16 protein-coding genes are annotated in these 15,822 nt (G+C 62.6%); 6 read left to right on the top strand and 10 right to left on the bottom strand.

All coding sequences use genetic code 11. The features are described from left to right. Positions 1-35 precede the first annotated feature (35 nt). Genes AC07S6_RS20095 through AC07S6_RS20075 form a run of 5 tightly spaced genes read right to left on the bottom strand, consistent with a single transcriptional unit; the run spans position 36 to position 2,942 of the window. Positions 36-824 (bottom strand): fimbrial biogenesis chaperone, encoded by a 789-nt coding sequence (locus AC07S6_RS20095; RefSeq protein ID WP_014718967.1) that lies wholly within the window; start codon positions 822-824, stop codon positions 36-38. Between the two features lie 26 nt (positions 825-850). Beyond that, entirely contained in the window at positions 851-1,339 is a 489-nt protein-coding gene (locus AC07S6_RS20090) for a Csu type fimbrial protein (RefSeq protein ID WP_014718968.1), read from the bottom strand. 2 nt (positions 1,340-1,341) lie between these two features. Then, on the bottom strand, positions 1,342-1,884 hold the full coding sequence (locus AC07S6_RS20085) for a Csu type fimbrial protein (protein ID WP_003192220.1): 543 nt from the start codon (positions 1,882-1,884) through the stop codon (positions 1,342-1,344). Positions 1,885-1,902: 18 nt separating this feature from the next. Next, positions 1,903-2,448: a Csu type fimbrial protein gene (locus AC07S6_RS20080; RefSeq protein ID WP_495112876.1), complete on the bottom strand. Its 546-nt coding sequence runs from the start codon at positions 2,446-2,448 to the stop codon at positions 1,903-1,905. Then, a complete protein-coding gene (locus tag AC07S6_RS20075; protein ID WP_425049066.1) occupies positions 2,442-2,942 on the bottom strand; it encodes a Csu type fimbrial protein in 501 nt (166 codons plus the stop codon). The genes AC07S6_RS20080 and AC07S6_RS20075 overlap by 7 nt, the downstream gene beginning before the upstream one ends. Positions 2,943-3,123: 181 nt before the next feature. Here AC07S6_RS20075 and zapE point away from each other — a divergent pair, with 181 nt between their 5' ends. Both zapE and AC07S6_RS20065 read left to right on the top strand, forming a co-directional pair. Continuing rightward, positions 3,124-4,218, top strand: a complete 1,095-nt coding sequence (zapE, locus tag AC07S6_RS20070; RefSeq protein ID WP_495112875.1) for a cell division protein ZapE — start codon at positions 3,124-3,126, stop codon at positions 4,216-4,218. Positions 4,219-4,255: 37 nt separating this feature from the next. After that, positions 4,256-5,554 (top strand): protein kinase, encoded by a 1,299-nt coding sequence (locus AC07S6_RS20065; RefSeq protein WP_495112874.1) that lies wholly within the window; start codon positions 4,256-4,258, stop codon positions 5,552-5,554. Between the two features lie 122 nt (positions 5,555-5,676). On the opposite strand, the gene AC07S6_RS20060 is transcribed toward AC07S6_RS20065, so the two are convergent. Further along, on the bottom strand, positions 5,677-6,381 hold the full coding sequence (locus AC07S6_RS20060; RefSeq protein WP_003192227.1) for a YebC/PmpR family DNA-binding transcriptional regulator: 705 nt from the start codon (positions 6,379-6,381) through the stop codon (positions 5,677-5,679). A 109-nt stretch (positions 6,382-6,490) separates the two neighbouring features. Further along, positions 6,491-7,816, bottom strand: coding sequence for an MFS transporter (locus AC07S6_RS20055; protein WP_495112873.1), 1,326 nt, complete (start codon positions 7,814-7,816; stop codon positions 6,491-6,493). 258 nt (positions 7,817-8,074) lie between these two features. Here AC07S6_RS20055 and AC07S6_RS20050 point away from each other — a divergent pair, with 258 nt between their 5' ends. Then, positions 8,075-8,965: a LysR substrate-binding domain-containing protein gene (locus tag AC07S6_RS20050; protein ID WP_034127935.1), complete on the top strand. Its 891-nt coding sequence runs from the start codon at positions 8,075-8,077 to the stop codon at positions 8,963-8,965. Here AC07S6_RS20050 and AC07S6_RS20045 read toward each other — a convergent pair. Beyond that, complete coding sequence (locus tag AC07S6_RS20045) at positions 8,941-9,795, bottom strand: LysR substrate-binding domain-containing protein (protein WP_127880734.1); 855 nt, start codon at positions 9,793-9,795, stop codon at positions 8,941-8,943. The genes AC07S6_RS20050 and AC07S6_RS20045 overlap by 25 nt on opposite strands. Before the next feature lie 112 nt (positions 9,796-9,907). On the opposite strand from AC07S6_RS20045, the gene AC07S6_RS20040 reads away from it, so the two are divergent. The 3 genes from AC07S6_RS20040 to AC07S6_RS20030 all read left to right on the top strand — a co-directional run bounded on the left by AC07S6_RS20040 (position 9,908) and on the right by AC07S6_RS20030 (position 12,541). Then, positions 9,908-11,017 carry a 2-aminoethylphosphonate--pyruvate transaminase gene (locus AC07S6_RS20040; RefSeq protein ID WP_495112872.1) on the top strand — a complete coding sequence of 370 codons (1,110 nt, stop codon included), beginning with the start codon at positions 9,908-9,910 and terminating at the stop codon, positions 11,015-11,017. A gap of 27 nt (positions 11,018-11,044) precedes the next feature. Further along, complete coding sequence (gene phnX, locus AC07S6_RS20035) at positions 11,045-11,872, top strand: phosphonoacetaldehyde hydrolase (RefSeq protein ID WP_014718977.1); 828 nt, start codon at positions 11,045-11,047, stop codon at positions 11,870-11,872. Between the two features lie 114 nt (positions 11,873-11,986). Then, positions 11,987-12,541, top strand: a complete 555-nt coding sequence (locus AC07S6_RS20030; protein WP_034127939.1) for a cytochrome b — start codon at positions 11,987-11,989, stop codon at positions 12,539-12,541. A gap of 119 nt (positions 12,542-12,660) precedes the next feature. Here the strand turns inward: AC07S6_RS20030 and AC07S6_RS20025 are convergent, their stop codons facing one another. Together AC07S6_RS20025 and AC07S6_RS20020 are read right to left on the bottom strand one after the other, a co-directional pair. After that, positions 12,661-13,551: a 1-aminocyclopropane-1-carboxylate deaminase/D-cysteine desulfhydrase gene (locus AC07S6_RS20025; RefSeq protein ID WP_495112871.1), complete on the bottom strand. Its 891-nt coding sequence runs from the start codon at positions 13,549-13,551 to the stop codon at positions 12,661-12,663. Between the two features lie 57 nt (positions 13,552-13,608). Next, the gene (locus AC07S6_RS20020) at positions 13,609-15,648 is read right to left on the bottom strand and encodes an oxidoreductase (RefSeq protein WP_495112870.1); all 2,040 of its coding nucleotides are present in this window, start codon (positions 15,646-15,648) and stop codon (positions 13,609-13,611) included. Positions 15,649-15,822: the final 174 nt, after the last annotated feature.

Below are 15,822 nucleotides of genomic sequence, written 5' to 3'. Positions count from 1 at the left end.
AAACCCGGGCGTGTGCCCGTTGCGCTACATCACGGCTATCGCTTGGGCGCCAGGCTCTCCAGTTGCGGTGCGCCGTTGACCCGGACCTGCAACGGCTGGTCGGCCGATACGGCATCCGGCACCGGCCAGCGCATGCTCGCGCCCGGCAGCACATAGCCGAGCAGGCCGTCCACCAACGGCCGGGTCTGCCCGCCCTGTTTGAATGACGCATCGGTAAGCCGCGCATGCACGGCGCCCTGGTTGCGCACCTCGATGTAGTTGCGCCCTGCCACGTTGACCTTTTGCCAGCTCAACTGCGGCTTGCCCGCGCCCTTGGGGTCGCGCTGGCGGGTAGCGTCATCTTTGCTCCACAAGCCGGCGCCGTAGGCAAACAGCGGCACCGAATAACGCATCTGAAAGCGAATCGCCGCCGCCGTGTTCTTGCCCTCCGGCGGCGCCGGCACCTGCAACGCCGAGGGGATTTCATCAATGATGATGCGATAGGCCAACTCCTGCCCCGGCGGCACTTCCCGGGTGCGGGTCAGGCGCACCAGTTGCTTCTGGCCCGGCTCGATCTTGGCCACCGGCGGGCTGCCGATCACATCGCGCTGGTTCTGGTACTGCTCGTCAAAGCCATTCTGGCTCCAGGCAAACACGCGGATCTGCAGGTTGGCGGTCTCGGTGCCACGGTTCTCCAGCCACAGCGCGCTGGCCTGTTGGTCAGCCTCCAGCACCGGGTCGATGGGCCAGATCAGCACCGAACTGGCCGCCTGTACAAACCCTGCCGAGCATAACGCCCCCAAGGCGAAACCCGCGGTCCATAACCGTCGCAAAGCACAACCCATGACACCCCTCCTTAAAACCGTTAGCCCTACCACGTCAGCTGCACCTGCAGCGTGTCGCTGTACGTCCCCCCAGGCTGATTGCCCGGTAAAACCACCCGCCCGTAAATCGGCAGGCTGATGTTGCTCGCATCGCTGTAGGTCACGCTGACGCTCTGGTTGATCCCCAGGCTCTGGCTGAACGCCGCATCGCGAAACAATTGGTAAGCCACCCGCGCGCTACCACTGTTGAGCTGCAAATTGCGCCCGGTGCTGCTGTACAGGCCGCCATCCACGCTCATGCTCAGGGCCACGCCCGGCGTGCATTGCAGGGTTACGCCGCCAGTGAGAGCCGCTGTGACCGTGCTGGTGGCCAGGGCCGAATAGCTGCCGTAGGCCAAGGTGCCGTAGTTGGCGCCGCCGCCCACGATCAGACAGCCCGGCGTGATGGTCGCACTCACCTGGAAGCTCTGGTTGACCACCGCCGACAGCGGCAACGGTATCGCCAGGCCGATGGCGAGCAACACCCTGGGCCACATCGTTAGAACGTCAGTTCCACGGCCACGGTGTCGGTGTAGGTGCCCGCTGGCAGTCCCGCCTTGCCCACCGCCCGGCCGTAAAGGTTGACGGTCTGCGCCACGCCGGTACTGGTGGCGAGGGTCACCACGCCGTCAATCGCCAACAGCGCTGAACGCCCGCTGTCAGTGTAGAAATCGTAGGGCACGAAGTTACCCACGCCATCGGCCAGCGCACGGGTGCCACCGGGGGAAGCACCGTCGTGGGCGCCGGCACGCACCTTGATCGTTGGCGCGGTGCCAGCCGAACACAGGATCGACAACGCGCCGCCGGTACCGGTGCCGCCGAGCAACTGGGCGTCGGCATTGGTAAACAGGCTGTTGGTGGTGCCGAAGTTCAAGCTACCGAAATTCAACCCGGTGGCCGCCCCGGAGCCGTTGACCTGGCAACTGGCGATCAAGGTCAGGCTGGAACTGATCTGCCCGGTCACCGTGGTCGCCGCGTTCAGGCTGGACGCCAGCCCCAGGCCCAGGGCACAGAGGCCGATTCGCGATACAAGTACATGCATGATATCCATCCTCATGGTTTACCAATCCAGAGTCACCGTCAGGGTGTCTGTGTAGATGCCGGCCGGTAGGGCCCTGGTATTCGCCACCACGGAACCGAATACCGGGATCGGTACCTGGGCGCCCTGGGTCACGACGAAATTGCGTTGCTGGCCGATCCTGTAGGCACTGCGCCCCTGGGGATCAGCCGACAGTCGATAAGGAATGGTCTGGCGGCCATTGCTCAGGCGCCGCGTGGTGCCGTCGCCATTAGCGCCGCCGTCGATGGTCACCGTGAAACTGCTGACCACCGAGGGGTTGCAGGACACCGACAGCGGCGCCTTGTCGGCATCGGAAATCGACGCGCCCAGCGTGTTGCTCCAGGTCGGCCCCTGGCTGCCGAAATCCATTAGCGCCGTGCCGCCCTCAGGCGTGACCGGCGCGGTTTCCACGTCTTTGCTCACTTCGCAACTGGCGGTGATCACCAAACGCACGTGGACCTGGCCGTTGACCACCGCCGCCTGCGCGTCATCCGCCAGCAACAGCAGGCCACCCAGGGCCGTCACAGCCAGGTAGCGGCTTACCATGTGACCGTGACCTTGAGCAGGTCGGAATAACGGCCGACAGCGGGAATGCCTTTGAGCGGTTCGATGCGGCCATACAGCGGCAGGTCGACAGAGCCGGTGTCCGGCACGCGGCCGCTGATCGGCACGTCCACCGGCAAGGGGATCAGCCGCGCGGCGTCGGCATAGATTCGATAGGGGATGGGCCGACTGGAGGGCGCCGGATTGGCGAGATAACGTACTTCGCCGACGCCGCCATGCAGGCCGCCGTCAACGCGCACTTGGTAAGGCGTGTCGGGGTTACATTCCAGGCGCGGCTGGCGTTGGCTGATCAGGGCCGCACTCAGGGGGCCGGCCGGGTCATCCAGACGCGGGCCGCTGCCGAAATCCAATACGCCAAGTTGCTCAATGCCCGCATTGCGGGTGGTGCCCACCAACTGGCAACCCCGCTGCACGTCGATGCGCACCTCCACCTGGAGTTGCGCAGCAAACACCGTGTTGCAGAGCATCGTGCCCATGACAGCCAATACCGCCGGTCCCTTCACAGCCCCAATTCCTTATACAGGGGTGACAACTGTGTATGAGGTTAGCCAGTTAACGCGAAAGTGCCAGTTTGCATGGCTTGGGGCCCTTTCCTATTGGTCAAACGGCATCGAGCGTCCTACAGTGAACGACCACCGCAATACAGAGTGATTATTCTTGGCCGTGCTTGCCCTGCTCCAGCGCCTGCTGGGTAAAAAAACCGACGCCTCGGACGCCTCGCCTATCCCGGCGTATTTTCAAAAAAAAGCCGTACAACAGGGCTATACCCTCAGTGATGGGCAAATCCGGGCGATTACCGCCCTGAATCGCGAGGCCCAGCACCTGCTCAACGGCCAGGTCACGCGCAGCCTGTACCTGCACGGCCCGGTGGGGCGTGGCAAAAGCTGGCTGTTGGACGGATTTTTCCAGGCGTTGCCCATCGCCGAGAAGCAGCGCGTGCATTTCCACACCTTCTTCGCCCGGCTGCACCAGGGCATGTTCCTGCACCGCGAGCATGACGATGCCTTGGGCGCCACTCTGGACGAGCTGCTGACCGGCTGCCGAGTGCTGTGTTTCGACGAATTCCATGTGCACGATATCGGCGATGCGATGCTCATCAGCCGCCTGTTCAAGGCCCTGTTCCAGCGCGGCGTGCTGGTGCTGGTGACCTCCAACTACCCACCCGAAGGATTGCTGTCCCACCCGCTGTACCACGAACGTTTCAAGCCGGTGATCGAGCTGATCGCCGCGCGCATGGAGGTGCTGGAAGTCAGTGCGCCTCAGGACTTTCGCAGCCTGGCTCAGGCCCACGCCCAACAACGCTTCACGGGCGGCCAGTATGTATGGCCAGGTACAACAGGCCAGCGTGAAAGCCTGGGCCTGCCTGCCACAGATTGCCCGGTGCAAACCCTGAAGGTCGGCACTCGGCAGTTACAGTGCCGAGGCCATCAGGCACGAACCATCGCATTTACCTTCAACGACCTGTGCGAACAGCTCACGGCGGTCATGGATTACCTGTTGTTGTGCCAGGACTTCGACCACTGGATCATCGACGGCCTACCGCAGTTGGCCGAATGCCCCATCGCCGTGCAACAGCGCTTTATCAACCTGGTAGACGTGCTCTACGACCAGGACAAGCAACTGACACTTATCGGTCACCAGCCCCTGGATAAATGCCTGGAAGGCCAGGCCATCGACCTCGCCCGCACCGCCAGCCGCCTGCGCCAATTGCACACGCTGTGCCCGCAACCCGCGCCCGAGCCGCTATCATGAGCGCCTTTTACGCCCCCTTCCGAGCACCGCGCCCTGCATGAATACCCTCGCCCAACTCAAGGCTGGCCAATTGGCCGGCGCTACACGCCTGGACCTTGCCTGCGGGCTGACCGAGTTTCCCCGGGAAATCTTCGAACTGGCCGACTCGCTGGAAATCCTCAACCTCACCGGCAACGCCCTGAGCAGCCTGCCCGACGACCTGCACCGCCTGACGAACCTGCGCGTGCTGTTCTGTTCGGACAACGCTTTTACCGAACTGCCCGAATGCCTGGGCCAGTGCGCCAAGCTGAGCATGATCGGCTTCAAGGCCAACCAGATCAGCCAGGTAGCCGCCGCCGCCCTGCCGCCACAGTTGCGCTGGCTAATCCTCACCGACAACTGCATCAGCCAATTGCCCGATGAACTGGGTCAGCGCCCGTTACTGCAAAAGTTGATGTTGGCCGGTAACCAGTTGACCGACCTGCCGCCAAGCCTGGCCCAGTGCCAACACCTGGAGTTGATCCGTATCGCCTCCAACCGCCTCACCCAGCTACCGCAGTGGCTGCTGACCCTGCCGAGCCTGACCTGGCTGGCCTACGCCGGCAACCCGGTGGAAATGGCCGTGCAGGTGAGCAGTGATGAGGCGACGCCGAACATCGCCTGGCAGGAGCTGGACATGGGCGAAGTCCTTGGCGAAGGCGCTTCGGGGATTATTCGCAAGGCGCTGTGGAAACCCCGGGCGTTGCCGGTCGCGGTCAAGCTGTACAAGGGCACCATCACCAGCGACGGTTCACCGCTGCATGAAATGCAAGCCTGCATCGCTGCCGGCCTGCATCCCAGCCTGATCAAGGTTGAAGGACGCGTCGTCGGCCATCCCGATAACCAGGCCGCCCTGGTGATGGAGCTGATCGACCCGAGTTACCGCAACCTCGCAGCCCTGCCGAGCCTGGCGTCGTGCACGCGGGATGTCTACGCACCCACCACCCGTTTCAGCCTGGACGTAGCACTGCGCATGGCGCAGGGCATTGCTTCGGTGGCGGCGCACCTGCATCGGCACGGCATTACCCATGGTGACCTGTATGGTCACAATATTTTGTGGAACGCAGAAGGTGATTGCTTGCTGGGAGACTTTGGCGCGGCCTCCTTCCATGCCACGGCGGACACGTTGGAAACCCGTGCGCTGCAGCGTATTGAAGTGCGCGCGTTCGGAGTGTTGCTGGGGGAAATGTTGGAGCGGGTTGAGGCCAGTGACGAAGGCTTGCAGGCACTGCAACAACGCTGCTGCCAGCCGGATGTGCTGGCGCGGCCGGGCTTTGAAGAAATTGAGGTCTTGCTCGAATCTATGCAACACCACTAAACCAATGTGGGAGCGGGCTTGCTCGCGAATGCGGTGGAACAGCCAATACATCTGTTGACTGTCACACCGCATTCGCGAGCAAGCCCGCTCCCACAGGTTGACCGCGTGTACTCAGATAAACATCAGCCCGCCAGGCCGACAAACATATCCTGCACATCATCATGGTTGTCCAGGCCTTCCAGGAACGCCTCGACTTCAGCCATCTGCTCATCGGTCAAACCGCTGACCGGGTTCTTGGAGATATAGCCCAGCTTGGCCGACAGCACGGTAAAGCCCTGCTCCGGCAAGGCTTTCTGCACGGCATCCAGGTCGGTGGTTTCGGTAATGAACAAGGTGGCGCCTTCTTCACCCTCTTCAAAGTCCTGGGCGCCGGCTTCGATGGCGGCCATTTCTGGATCGGCGTCTGGCGTGTCCGGCGATGCTTCGATCAGGCCCACATGGTTGAAATCCCAGGCCACCGAACCGGAAGCGCCCAGTTGGCCCTTGCGGAAGGCCACGCGGATTTCCGCCACGGTGCGGTTGATGTTGTCGGTCACGCACTCGACGATCAAAGGCACCTGGTGCGGCGCGAAACCTTCGTAGGTCACGCGGTGGTATTGCACGGTCTCACCGAGCAGACCGGCGCCCTTTTTGATTGCGCGGTCCAGGGTTTCCTTGGGCATCGAGGCTTTTTTGGCCTGTTCCACCACCAGGCGCAGGTGCGCGTTGGTCGCGGTATCGGCGCCGTTGCGGGCGGCGATGGTGATTTCTTTCACCAGCTTGCCGAAAATCTTGCCCTTGGCATTGGCTGCCGCTTCTTTATGTTTGACTTTCCACTGTGCGCCCATGACTCACTCTCTTATTCCCATCGCGCCGAAACGTCTACTGGCCGGCGCTTTGGGGGCAGAGTTTATAGCGCGAGAACGCTTCGTTCCACCAAAAAACCGGCCAGGGTACTCAGGTGCGCAAGGGTTTGATCACCGCATTGCGGTCCGGCACAAAATCCCCGGCCTGTTCCAGTACGGCGGGCCTGGCATTCCAGTAGGGCATCAGCACCAGCGACGAAAACAGTGCCGCACCGGCAAACACAATAAATACCGTCACGGTATCGAAATAGCCTGGCAGCAAGCCACCCAGGATCGCCCCCACCGAACCGCAGCCGTTGACAAAGCCCGCAGCGGTAGCGCCGGCCTTGGCGGTGCCGAAGTCGATGGCCGCCGTGCTGCTGATCATCGAGTCCGGCCCATACAGCGTCAGCCCCATGACAAACAGCAACGTCATCACCAGCACCACACTGCCGGTGTGCAGCGCGCCCATAAACAACGCCAGGGCAACCGTCAGCGCCAACAGGCTGAGCACACAGGCGGGCATGCGCCGAGCACCGAACAGTTTGTCGGAGGCCAGGCCGATCAACACCGGCCCCAGTAAACCGGCCAGCTCAAACGCGGTGGGCACGATGGCGGCGCCGACCTTGCCCACCGACGGCATCTGCTCGTAGACGATCACCGGCCCCCACAACAGAATCGCGTAGCGCGCCGGTTTGAGCAGGAAGTACGCCAGCCCCAGGGTCAACACCGTACGGTTGCGCAGGATTGCGCGCAGGGGTTCGAGTACGCTCACGCGCTGCTCGGCGGCCAACTGCTCGGCGCTCAACACGGGCTCGGGTTCGACTGCCGGCAAACCCACATCCTGTGGAGTATTGCGTTGGAACATAAAGAACAGCACGGCCACCACCGCCACCACTGCGGCGCTGGAAATAAACGCCGCATGCCAGCTGCCGATCAGCGTATAAGCCCACCAACCGGCAAACGGTGACGCGACCAACCCGCCAAATGCATAACACGAACTCCACAGCCCCAGCACCCGCCCCCGCTGCTGGGCCGGGAAGAAACTACCGAGGTTCTTGCACAACCCCGACCAGCCAGTGGACTGGGCCAAGCCCTGTACCAACATGCAGGTGACAAAAATCGGCAAAGTGGCAAAGGTGCCCATCACCAGCGCCGCGCCTGCGGAAATCAACAAGCCACCGAGCACCACTACCCGTGGCCCGAAGCGGTCTGCAAGCATGCCCCAGGTGAACTGGCCCACCGCATACGCTGCGAGATAGAGGCCATCCAGGTTAGCCATCGTCATTTTGTCGAGGGGGAAACTCGGGTCGTCGCCAATTCCCAGCTTTGCCACCGAAAAGGCTTTGCGAGTGAAATAGAACGCGGCGTACGCCAGCCAGGTAATGGCGAAAATCTGCACGCGCCAACGCTTGATGCTACCCATAGGGATATTCATGGTGGTTCTGACCTCAGGTGTGAGTGTGCCGGCAGAATCGAAAGAAAACGCCTGTTGTTCTTATGGTTGAGCACTGCAATGCCGGGCCTTGAATAGCGCGGTATTGGTCAGATGGGTGCTGTGTGCCTGCGCCCATGGCCGCCGTGGTTGTAGGACTCAACCTACGGCAACTGAGGTGCATCAAAGCAATGGCTGACTCATAGGTAAAATCGATTTATCGTATTTCAAATATAAGCCCAGGTTTTAAGAGGACGCACCATGTCGGTTTCCCATGCCCAGCTCAAAGCCTTCCATGCAGTGGCCATCCACGGCAGTTTTACCGGCGCTGCAGAACGGCTGTTCCTGACCCAGCCTGCGATTTCCGACCAGGTGCGCAAACTGGAAGAGCGCTTCGGCGTATTGCTGTTTCACCGCAACAAGCGTTCGGTGCGCCTGACCGATCTGGGTGAACGCCTGCTGGGTATCACCCAGCGCCTGTTTGTGATCGAGGCTGAAGCCGAAGAGTTGCTGCAGGATTCGCGCGCCCTGCTCACCGGTACCCTCACTCTGGCGGTGGATGCGCCCGTGCACGTCCTGCCGCAGATTGCGCGCTTCTGCCAGCGCTACCCTGGGATCAGCGTAAAAATCGAAACCGGCAACACCGATGAGTCACTGTCGCGCCTCTACAACTACCAGGCCGACCTGGCGCTGTTGGGGCGCGATGTCGATGATGTGCGCCTGTTGTCAGTGCCGCTGCCCGACGACCAACTGCTGGCTTTTGTCGCACGGGACCATGCCTGGGCCGGGCGCGAGTCGATCTGCCTGGCCGACCTCGATGACACCCCGCTGGTACTGCGGGAAACCGGCTCGGTCACCCGTCAGACCCTGGAGCAGGAGATGCGCCAGGCCGGCCTGCGCATTCGTCCGGCGATCCAGGTGGAAGGCCGCGAGGCCGCCCGGGAAGCCGTGGTGGTGGGAATCGGCGTGGGCGTGGTGTCGGCGGCAGAGTTCGGCGCCGACGCGCGGGTATACGCCATGCCGATCCGCGATTGCACACAACGCATGAAAGAAACCCTGGTGTGCCTGAAAGAGCAGAGTTCACGCCGCGTGGTCGCGACCTTCCTGGAGATCGTGCGTGAGAGCCTTCATGCCAACTCGAAAAACGCCTGAATCAAGCGCAGCGAGCGACGGCGCTCCATGCAGCCGAGCATATGCCGATTCAGCAGGCCATCGCCGAGGATCGGCACCGCCTGCACACGCGGGTCCGGGCTGACCTCCATCGACGACACCACGCCCACGCCCAATTCTGCCGCCACCGCCTCGCTCACAGCTTCCCGACTGTCCAGTTCCAGCAGCACTTTGGGCTGCACATTCGCCGCCAGGCAGGCGTCGTCAAAGGTGCGGCGGGTGGTGGAACTGGGCTCGCGCAGCACCATGATCACCTCATGCAACTGCGCCAGTTCAATACCGTCGGGCTGCTTGGCCCACGGGTGTGCGGCCGGCACCAAGGCGCAAATCCGTGACTGGTCCAGGGGTTGCAAGTGCAGGCCATTGCGCGGCTCCACCTCGGTGAGCACCGCCACATCGGCATGTTCGGACAGCAGCGCCGCCAGGGTTTCCTGAGCATTGCCCAAACGCAGGTTCACGGTAATGCCAGGGTAGCGCGCGCGCAGGCTGGCGATCATCGGCATGACCAAGTGAGGGCCGTCCGCCGCCACTTCCAGGCGCCCGGTGAGCAACTGGCGGTTGGCCTCCAGCAGGGTTTGCGCCTCGTCGACCAAACCGAAGATCGCCCGAGTGATGGCCGCCAGGCGTGCGCCCTCCTCGGTCAATTCCACCCGACGTGCGGTGCGGCGCAACAGCGGGATCTGGTAGTGCTCCTCAAGCGCCTTGATATGCCCGGTCACCGCCGGCTGGCTGATAAACAGCCGAGCCGCCGCGCGGGTAAAACTGCCCTCACGGGCCACGGCATCGAATGCACGCAGTTGGAACAGATTCATAGCTATCGGCCTCACTGATAGCTCGCATAACAACAAACAATTTGATTGATGACAAGCCAAACTGCAATTTAGGCGCCGTAGCTTGAACCCCAACACCTTGCGAGGATTTGACATGCCCACTGCCGCGCCGATCCTGTTGACCCCCGGCCCCCTGACCACCTCGAACCGCACCCGCCAGGCAATGATGACGGACTGGGGCTCGTGGGACGACCGCTTCAACCAGCTCACAGCCAGTGTGTGCAGCCAGTTGCTGGCGATCCTCAACGGCGCCGACAGCCACCACTGCGTGCCGTTGCAAGGCAGCGGCACCTTCGCCGTCGAAGCTGCGATCGGCACCCTGGTCCCCCGCAATGGCAAGGTGCTGGTGCTCATCAACGGCGCCTACGGCAAGCGCCTCGCGAAAATCTGCGAGGTGCTTGGCCGCGCATTCAGCACCTTTGAAACCCCCGAAGACGAGCCCACCACTGCCGCCGATGTGGATCGCCTGCTGCACGCCGACAGCGCCATCACCCACGTCGCGCTGATTCATTGTGAAACCAGCACCGGCATTCTCAACCCGTTGAGGGAGATCGCCCAGGTGGTCAAGCACCACGGCAAGCGCCTGATCATCGACGCCATGAGTTCCTTCGGCGCGCTACCGATTGATGCCCGCGAAATCCCCTTCGACGCGCTGATCGCCGCCTCGGGCAAATGCCTGGAAGGCGTACCGGGCATGGGCTTTGTCTTTGCCGAAAAAGCGGCGCTGGCTGCGTCCCAGGGCAACTGCCATTCCCTGGCGATGGACCTGTTCGACCAGCACACCTATATGGCCAAGACCGGACAATGGCGCTTCACCCCGCCGACCCACGTGGTTGCCGCCCTGCATGAGGCGCTGCTGCAATACGCAGAAGAAGGCGGCCTGCCCGCCCGCCATCAACGCTACGCGGACAACTGCCAGGCACTGCTGGATGGCATGGCCGCGCTGGGCCTGCGCAGCTTTCTGCCGGCGGCAATCCAGGCGCCGATCATCGTCACCTTCCACGCCCCAAAAGACCCGCGCTACCAGTTCAAGGACTTCTACGAACGGGTCAAGGCCAAGGGTTTCATCCTGTACCCCGGCAAATTGACCCAGGTGGAAACCTTTCGCGTGGGCTGCATCGGCCATGTCGACGCAGCCGGCATGCGCGCGGCGGTCGAGGCCATCGCCGAGGTGCTGCAAGAAATGGAAGTGTTGGACATTTGACCCCCCCATTACCACAGGATCTGAACCATGAACTATCAAAACCCCAACACCCTCCAGGCCGTTATCCTCGACTGGGCCGGCACCGTGGTCGATTTCGGCTCCTTCGCCCCCACGCAGATTTTTGTCGAGGCCTTCGCCGAGTTCGACGTGCAGGTGTCTATCGAGGAAGCCCGTGGCCCGATGGGCATGGGCAAGTGGGACCATATCCGTACCCTCTGCGACCAGCCGCAGGTTGCCGAACGCTACCGCAAGGCGTTCGGCCGCACGCCGACCGACGACGATGTGACCGCCATCTACCAGCGCTTCATGCCGCTGCAGATCGAGAAGATCGCTGAACACTCGGCCCTGATCCCCGGCGCCCTCGACACCATTGCAGCGCTGCGGGCCCAAGGGATCAAGATCGGCTCCTGCTCCGGCTATCCCAAGCAAGTGATGGACAAGGTCGTGGCCCTGGCCGCCACCAACGGCTATGTCGCCGACCACGTCGTGGCTACCGACGAAGTCCCCAACGGTCGCCCTTGGCCGGCCCAGGCACTGGCCAACGTGATCGCCCTGGGCATTGATGATGTGGCCGCCTGCGTGAAGGTCGACGACACCGTGCCGGGCATTCTCGAAGGCCGACGTGCCGGCATGTGGACCGTGGCCCTGACCTGCTCGGGCAACGCGCTGGGCCTCACCTACGAGCAATTCCGCGCCCTGGACAGCGACACACTGGCCAGCGAGCGCCAGCGCATCGAGGCGATGTTCGAAGCTTCACGCCCACACTACCTGATTGACACCATCACCGATCTGCCACGGGTCATCAGTGACATCAACCAGCGCCTGGCCCGCGGGGAAATGCCGCAGGCCTACTGACCGAAGTCAAGACAACGGCATTGGCAACAAGCGCAGCGCTCGAAACAGGCATACAGTTAATGCACTCCATCGCTAAAGAATGGAGGTATGCCCTGATGAGTGAGGAACACAGCGATGCCGTGGAAAAATTCCGATACGCGCTACAGCACCATGTCGATTGCGTTGCACTGGTTGATGGTGGTGCTGCTGGCGGTGGTCTACGCCTGCATTGAACTGCGCGGGCAATTCCCCAAAGGCAGCGGCGCACGCACGCTGATTGTGGAAATGCACTTTATGCTCGGCCTTACCGTGTTTGTGCTGGTATGGCTGCGCCTGTTTGCACGCAGCCTGGGGGTGGCGCCGAAGATCCTGCCGGCACCGCCGCAATGGCAAAGCCTGCTGGCGACACTGATGCACGCTGCGTTGTACGCGTTGATGATCGGCATGCCGATTGCCGGTTGGTTGATCGTCAGCGCCGAAGGGCACTCGGTGATGTTCTATGGGATGGAGTTGCCGCCGTTGATTGGAGAAAACAAGGCACTGGCCAAGGAGATTGAAGGCTGGCATGTGCTGTTTGGCCAGATCGGGTACTGGCTGATCGGGCTGCACGCGTTGGCGGGCATCTTTCATCATTACGTGATGCGCGATAACACGGCGCTGCGCATGATGCCGGGTGGGAGGAGGCTTTAACCCAGCCAATTAGCTCCCCTGTGGGAGCGGGCTTGCCCGCGAAGGCGGTGTGTCAGTCACAGTGCCTCTTACTGCAAGACCGCTTTCGCAGGCAAGCCAGTTCCCACAAGGGGTTTGCGTCAGTCGCTGAAGCCTCGGCGGCCTTGCAGGCCGCCGGTGTGGATGAAGATCAGACGCGTGCCGGGGCTGAAGCGTCCAGCCTCGATCTGCTGTTTCAACGCCAGCAGCGCCTTCCCGGTATAGAGCGGTTCCAACGGTAGACCGCACGCTTGTTCGGTGCACTGGATGAAGTCCAGCAGCAGCGGATCGACCTTGGCAAAGCCGCCGCGACTGGCGTCCAGCAATGTATAACCGTCCTGCACGATGGCACTCACGTTCTGCGCCACACCGTGGTCATCCGGCACCGCCATGGCGCCATATACCGGATGCGCGCCCGCCTCCGCCAGTGCCAGCCCGGCCAGTGTCGTGCCGGTACCCGCCGCCAACCACCAGGCGTCGTAATCGCTCCAACCGAGGCTGTCCAGTTGCGCCCGCGCCTGCTCGACCAACACGCCACAGCCCTGCGCACCGGCCAGCCCACCGCCGCCTTCGGGTATCGGATGAAAGCCAGGATACTGCTCGCGCCAAGGCAACCAGAAACCCGCTTCATGCCGCGCCCGATAACCGCCATAACCGAGCCAATGCAGTTGCATGCCGGAGGCTGTGAGGTCGAGAACCGTGGGGGTGTCTTGAGGATGGCCCCGCAGCAGGCCGACCGTGGGAAAACCAAAGCGCTTGCCCGCCGCCGCCAGCGCATGCAAATGGTTGGAGTACGCACCGCCGAGACTCATCACCCCGGTGGCCCCAGCGTGTCGGGCCTGGGCCAAGTGCTCGGTGAGCTTGAACCACTTGTTGCCGCTGATCAGCGGATCGATACGGTCCAGGCGCAGCACGGCCAGCTCGACGCCGTTCAGCCAATCCAGTTGCAAAGGTTCAAGGGGCGCGTGGGGCAGCCAGTTGAAAGGACCCATGTGGGCGCATCTGCATGAAAAAAGGGGCGGTAGTCTAACACCGCCCCTATTGTCGCCTTACAACTCGGCCGCCAGGCGCGAGCCCTGGTTGATGGCGCGCTTGGCGTCCAGTTCGGCCGCCACATCGGCGCCGCCGATCAGGTGCACGTTCTGGTTGGCCGCGACCAGGCCGTCGTGCAATTCGCGCAGCGGGTCCTGGCCGGCGCAGATGACGATATTGTCCACCGCCAGGACTTGCGGCTCGCCCTCAGCGCCGATGCGGATATGCAAGCCTTCATCGTCGATCTTCAGGTACTCAACGCTGTTGAGCATCTGCACCTGCTTGTTCTTCAAGCCGGTGCGGTGGATCCAGCCCGTGGTCTTGCCCAGGCCGTCGCCCACCTTGGAAGCCTTGCGTTGCAGCAGGAACACTTCACGGGCCGGCGCGTGGCGCTCGGGTTTGATCCCGGCCACGCCGCCACGGGCTTGCAGTTGGGTGTCGATGCCCCATTCTTTCCAGAACGCCTCGCGATCCAGGCTGGTGGAGACGCCTTGGTGCACGAGGAATTCAGACACGTCAAAACCGATGCCACCGGCGCCGATCACGGCCACGCGCTTGCCCACCGGCTTGCGCTCAAGGATCACGTCCAGGTAACTCAGGACCTTGGCGTTGTCGACACCGGGAATCGCCGGGGTACGCGGTGCGATGCCGGTGGCCAGGATCACTTCGTCATAACCGCCCGCTACCAGTTGCGCAACATCCACACGGGTGTTGAGGCACAGCTCGACGTGGGTGGTCTGCAATTTGCGTTTGAAATAACGCAGGGTCTCGAAGAACTCTTCCTTGCCCGGCACGCGCTTGGCGATATTGAACTGGCCGCCGATCTCGCTGGCGGAGTCGAACAAGGTCACCTGATGCCCGCGCTCGGCGGCCACGGTGGCAGCGGCCAGACCCGCAGGGCCGGCGCCGACGACCGCGACCTTTTTGATCTGCTTGACCGGCAGGTAATTGAGCTCGGTTTCGTAGCACGCCCGCGGGTTGACCAGGCAGGTGGTCAGCTTGCCGCCAAAGGTGTGGTCCAGGCAGGCCTGGTTGCAGCCGATGCAGGTATTGATCTCATCGGCGCGCCCGGCGGCGGCCTTGTTGACGAACTCGGGGTCGGCGAGAAACGGCCGCGCCATCGAGACCATATCGGCGTCGCCTTCGGCCAGGATTTGCTCAGCAATTTCCGGGGTGTTGATGCGGTTGGTGGTGATCAGCGGAATCTGTATCGAACCGCGCAATTTGGCCGTGACTTTACTGAACGCACCACGGGGTACCTTGGTGGCGATGGTCGGGATGCGGGCTTCGTGCCAGCCGATACCGGTGTTGATGATCGTCGCGCCGGCCTGTTCGATGGCTTTGGCCAACTGCACGATTTCTTCCCAGACGCTGCCGCCTTCCACCAGGTCGAGCATCGACAGGCGGAAGATGATAATGAAGTTCGGGCCTACGGCTTCGCGTACCCGGCGCACGATTTCCACCGCCAGGCGCATGCGATTTTCAAAGCTGCCGCCCCAACGGTCGGTGCGATGGTTGGTGTGGGCGGCAAGGAACTGGTTAATGAAATAGCCTTCGGAACCCATGATTTCGACGCCGTCATACCCGGCGACCTGGGCCAGCAGCGAGCAGGTGACAAAATCCTGGATCTGCTTTTCGATGCCCTCTTCATCCAATTCCTTGGGCTTGAACGGGTTGATGGGCGCCTGGATAGCGCTCGGTGCCACCTGCTTGGGGCTGTAGGCGTAACGCCCGGCGTGGAGGATCTGCATGCAGATCTTGCCACCCGCGTCGTGCACGGCCTGGGTGACGATCTTGTGCTTGCGCGCCTCTTCTTCGGTGGTCAGCTTGGCTGCACCGGCGTACACGCCGCCCTCGTCATTGGGGCCGATACCGCCGGTGACCATCAGGCCCACGCCGCCACGGGCACGCTCGGCAAAGTAAGCGGCCATACGCTCGAAACCGCCGGGCTTTTCTTCCAGGCCAGTGTGCATCGAGCCCATCAGGGTACGGTTGCGCAAGGTGGTAAAACCCAGGTCCAACGGGGCCAGCAGGTGCGGGTAGGCAGCAGCGGTCATGGTACAACTCCACAACGGATCATCACGGGACGTGGCGCACTCGAACGGCGTGCCATCGGTTTATGTCCCACAGACTAAGAGGCGGTGGACCACGGCTCAATGACTGAAACTGACAAGTTATTGATCCAAATGCACAGCGCCCCTTGGCAAGCCACGCCATGGGCCCTACCCTAG

This window comes from Pseudomonas sp. GW821-FHT07B01, from assembly GCF_059419065.1.
The sequence above is the reverse complement of the archived record's forward strand: the minus strand, read 5'-3'. Positions and strand labels throughout refer to the sequence as shown.